3 protein-coding genes and 2 pseudogenes are annotated in these 3,859 nt (G+C 40.8%); all 5 read left to right on the top strand.

What is annotated here, in order from left to right:
* Positions 1-1,294: NAD(P)/FAD-dependent oxidoreductase (locus U0M88_RS02595; protein ID WP_331868812.1), on the top strand; the 1,294-nt coding region annotated here is incomplete at its 5' end.
* An 11-nt stretch (positions 1,295-1,305) separates the two neighbouring features.
* Positions 1,306-2,562, top strand: a complete 1,257-nt coding sequence (locus U0M88_RS02590; protein ID WP_331868811.1) for an NAD(P)/FAD-dependent oxidoreductase — start codon at positions 1,306-1,308, stop codon at positions 2,560-2,562.
* Position 2,563: 1 nt separating this feature from the next.
* On the top strand, positions 2,564-2,926 hold the full coding sequence (locus U0M88_RS02585) for a DUF1667 domain-containing protein (protein ID WP_303972682.1): 363 nt from the start codon (positions 2,564-2,566) through the stop codon (positions 2,924-2,926).
* Between the two features lie 10 nt (positions 2,927-2,936).
* Positions 2,937-3,746 (top strand): annotated as a pseudogene (locus U0M88_RS02580) (transketolase).
* Between the two features lies 1 nt (position 3,747).
* Positions 3,748-3,859, top strand: a pseudogene (locus tag U0M88_RS02575) (transketolase family protein); the annotation flags it as partial.

The raw sequence follows: 3,859 nt of genomic DNA, 5'->3' as shown, positions 1-3,859 counted from the left end.
TGCTGGCTATGATGCTAAAGAAGGTACGTTGATGGCAAAATTGAATGTAGAAGGTAACTTGATGATGGACGAACTTGCCAAAGATCTGGATATTCCATTTCAGCGAATCGGCTCTTTTGTAGTTTGTACAGATGAAGAAAATCGCGATCAACTAACGACTTTGTACAATCGCGGTATCACAAATGGCGTTCCCGGTCTTCGTATCGTTGAACGCGACGAATTAAAGGAAATGGAACCAAATATATCCGATGAAGCTGTGGCAGCTTTATATGCGCCAAGCGCCGGTATTGTTTGTCCTTTTGAGTTAAATCTGGCCATGGCTGAAAATGCGGCAGAAAACGGAGTAGAATTTTATTTTGATTCTCCGGTGGAAGCGATACAAAAAGTAGATGATCACTATGAGATCAAAACACCAAATCAAACATTTCATTCAAAATATGTCGTGAATGCTGTCGGTGTTTATGCCGATGTGATCCATAATATGGTCAGTGCTGATAAAATGGAGATCATTCCTCGTAAAGGAGAATATTATCTGCTGGATAAAAGTGCTGGAAAACATGTTTCTCATACGATTTTCCAGTTACCGACTAAGATGGGAAAAGGGGTTCTGGTAACGCCAACTGTACACGGCAATATGTTAGTGGGCCCAACAAGTATGGATATCGACAATAAAGAAGGTGTCAATACGACACGCAAAGGATTGGATGAAGTTGCTATGAAATCATCCATAGCTGTTAAGAATCTTCCTATGAGAGATGTCATCACATCCTTTGCCGGACTTCGTGCGCATCATCCGAATCATGAATTCATCATTGAAGAAGTCAAGGATGCACCAAACTTTATTGATGTGGCTGGTATCGAATCACCAGGTCTTTCTTCCTGTCCGGCTATTGGTGTAATGGTCGCAAAGATGATTCAGAAAAAAACGAATGCACATGAAAAAACAGATTTCAAAAAGACACGCAAAGGATTAATCAAGCCATCACAAATGAGTATGGAAAAAAGAAATGAACTTATCCAAAAGGATCCTCGTTATGGAACAATCATCTGTCGCTGTGAGATGGTAACAGAAGGAGAGATCGTAGAAGCGGTACATCGAATCATTCCTGCCCGTTCACTGGATGGTATAAAACGTCGTACAAGAGCAGGTATGGGACGGTGTCAGGCTGGTTTCTGCAGCCCGCGTGTTATGGAAATCTTATCGCATGAAGTACCGGATATCGATATGTATAAAGTTAGCAAATCCGGTGGACATTCAAACTTTATCGTAGGAAACGATAAAGAGGATCTGTAGGAGGCAAGACTATGAAAAAGGTAAATGTAGTAATTATCGGTGGTGGACCGGCAGGTCTTGCGGCCGCACTCAGTGCTAAAGAAGCAGGCGAAAGTGATATCTTAATTTTGGAACGTGATACAAAATTAGGTGGTATCTTAAATCAATGTATTCATAACGGTTTTGGACTGCACACATTTAAAGAAGAATTGACTGGGCCGGAATATGCGAATCGTTTTATTGAGAAAGTAAAAGAACAAAATATTCCTTATAAGCTGAATACAATGGTCATGGATATTTCTTCCGATAAAGTAGTTACTGCCATGAACGCAAAAGAAGGTTTATTCCAAATTCAGGCAAAGGCAATCATCTTGGCCATGGGCTGTCGAGAACGACCTAGAGGGGCTTTAAATATTCCAGGTTATCGTCCAGCTGGTATATACAGTGCCGGAACAGCACAGACATTAGTCAATATCGATGGATTGATGCCAGGAAAAGAAGTTGTCATCTTAGGTTCCGGTGATATCGGTTTGATCATGGCACGAAGAATGACTTTAGAAGGGGCTAAAGTAAAAGTCGTCGCCGAATTGATGCCATATTCCGGTGGTTTAAAAAGAAATATCGTACAATGTCTGGATGACTTTGGAATTCCGTTAAAACTAAGTCATACCGTAGTCGATATCGAAGGTAAAGAGCGTGTCGAAGCTGTCACGATTGCAGAGGTCAAAGATGGAAAACCAGTACCGGGAACCGAAGAAAGATATACTTGTGATACTTTATTATTATCATGTGGTCTTATTCCGGAAAACGAGCTTTCCAATCAGGCCGGTATTGAAATGAGTCCGATCACAAAAGGACCAAAGGTTAATGAATCGTTAGAAACAAACGTTGATGGCATATTTGCCTGCGGCAATGTATTGCATGTACATGACTTGGTTGATTTTGTATCTCAGGAAGCGAAACAGGCTGGAAAAAATGCCGTAAAATACCTGAAAGAGCAGGAAATCAAAAACACGAAAGTTATTCCTATCGAAACCGAAAATGGTGTACGTTACAGTGTACCTTTTGTGGTAAGACCCGAAGACATGGATGACTTGCTGACGGTACGTTTCCGTGTAGGTGGCGTTTATAAAGATCATTTTATCAGTGTCTATCTGGATGATCAAAGAATTCTTCATAAACCCAGCAAGATCCTGGCTCCAGGAGAAATGGAACAGATTATTTTAACTAAGAAAAAACTGATGGAGATCGATCCATCTACGATTCGCATTACACTGGAGGATAAATAATATGGAAACAAGAGAATTAACATGTATCGGCTGTCCGATGGGATGTGCTCTAACGGTAAAAATGGAAGAGGGAAACGTGGTTTCCGTTTCCGGTAATACTTGTCAACAAGGCGATATTTACGCCCGTAAAGAAGTAACCAATCCAACCAGAATCGTAACCAGCATTGTTCCGGTCACCGGCTCAAAGGATGAAATCATGATTTCTGTTAAGACAGCGCATGACATTCCTAAGGATAAAATCTTTGCCTGTATGAAGGATCTAAAAGCCGTTAAAGTACAAGCTCCTGTACACATTGGGGATGTAGTCTTAAAAAATGTCGCGAATACAGGAGTCGATGTGATTGCGACAAAAGAGGCATTATAGGAGTATTTCTATGACAGAATTAGAACAACACGCATTAAATATCAGAAAAAACATCCTGAGGCAAGTATATTGGGCACAAAGTGGACATCCAGGAGGATCCCTATCCGCTGCCGATATTTTGACATATCTTTACTTTAAAGAAATGGATGTTTGTGAAGATAATGTATCATCACTAGATCGAGATCGATTTGTTTTAAGCAAAGGCCATGTGACACCGGCTTTATATGCAACATTGTGTGAAAAGGGATTTATCCCTGAAAAAGAGCTGAAGACGTTTCGTCAGCTTCATTCTCCGTTACAGGGGCACCCAAACATGCATTATGTAAAGGGTGTAGATATGTCAACAGGCTCTTTAGGCCAGGGAATCTCGGCTGCCGTAGGTATGGCGATTGCCAACAAACTAGATAAAAACCAACATCGCATTTATTTTCTTTTAGGTGACGGTGAAAGTGAAGAAGGTTAGGTTTGGGAAGCCTGCATGGCAGCTGCACATTATAAGCTTGATAATCTATGTGGTATCTTGGATTACAACCACCTGCAAATTGATGGAAACATCCGTGATGTCATCGGCCCGGAGCCTTTCAATGAAAAGTTTAAAGCGTTTGGATGGCATGTGATCGAAATTGACGGACATGATTTTTCCCAATTGAAAGAAGCCTTTACAAAGGCAAAAGAAATAAAAGGACAGCCGACGATGATCATAGCACATACGATCAAAGGAAAATGCGTATCGTTTATGGAAAACAATTATAAATGGCATGGAAGTGCTCCAAATAAGGAACAATACGAAGAAGCTATGAAAGAATTGGATGGTGAGTAAAATGGCAATGGCAACAAGAGCAGCTTATGGAAAAACCTTAGCTAAGCTGGTACAAGAAAATGAGAATATCGTAGTATTAGATGCTGACCTTGCCGGATCGACCAAAACAGCAG

This window comes from Faecalicoccus sp., from assembly GCF_036552745.1.
In the GTDB taxonomy this organism is placed as follows: domain Bacteria; phylum Bacillota_I; class Bacilli_A; order Erysipelotrichales; family Erysipelotrichaceae; genus Faecalicoccus.
Note: the sequence above shows the minus strand (reverse complement) of the source record. Positions and strands in the feature narration are given on the sequence as shown.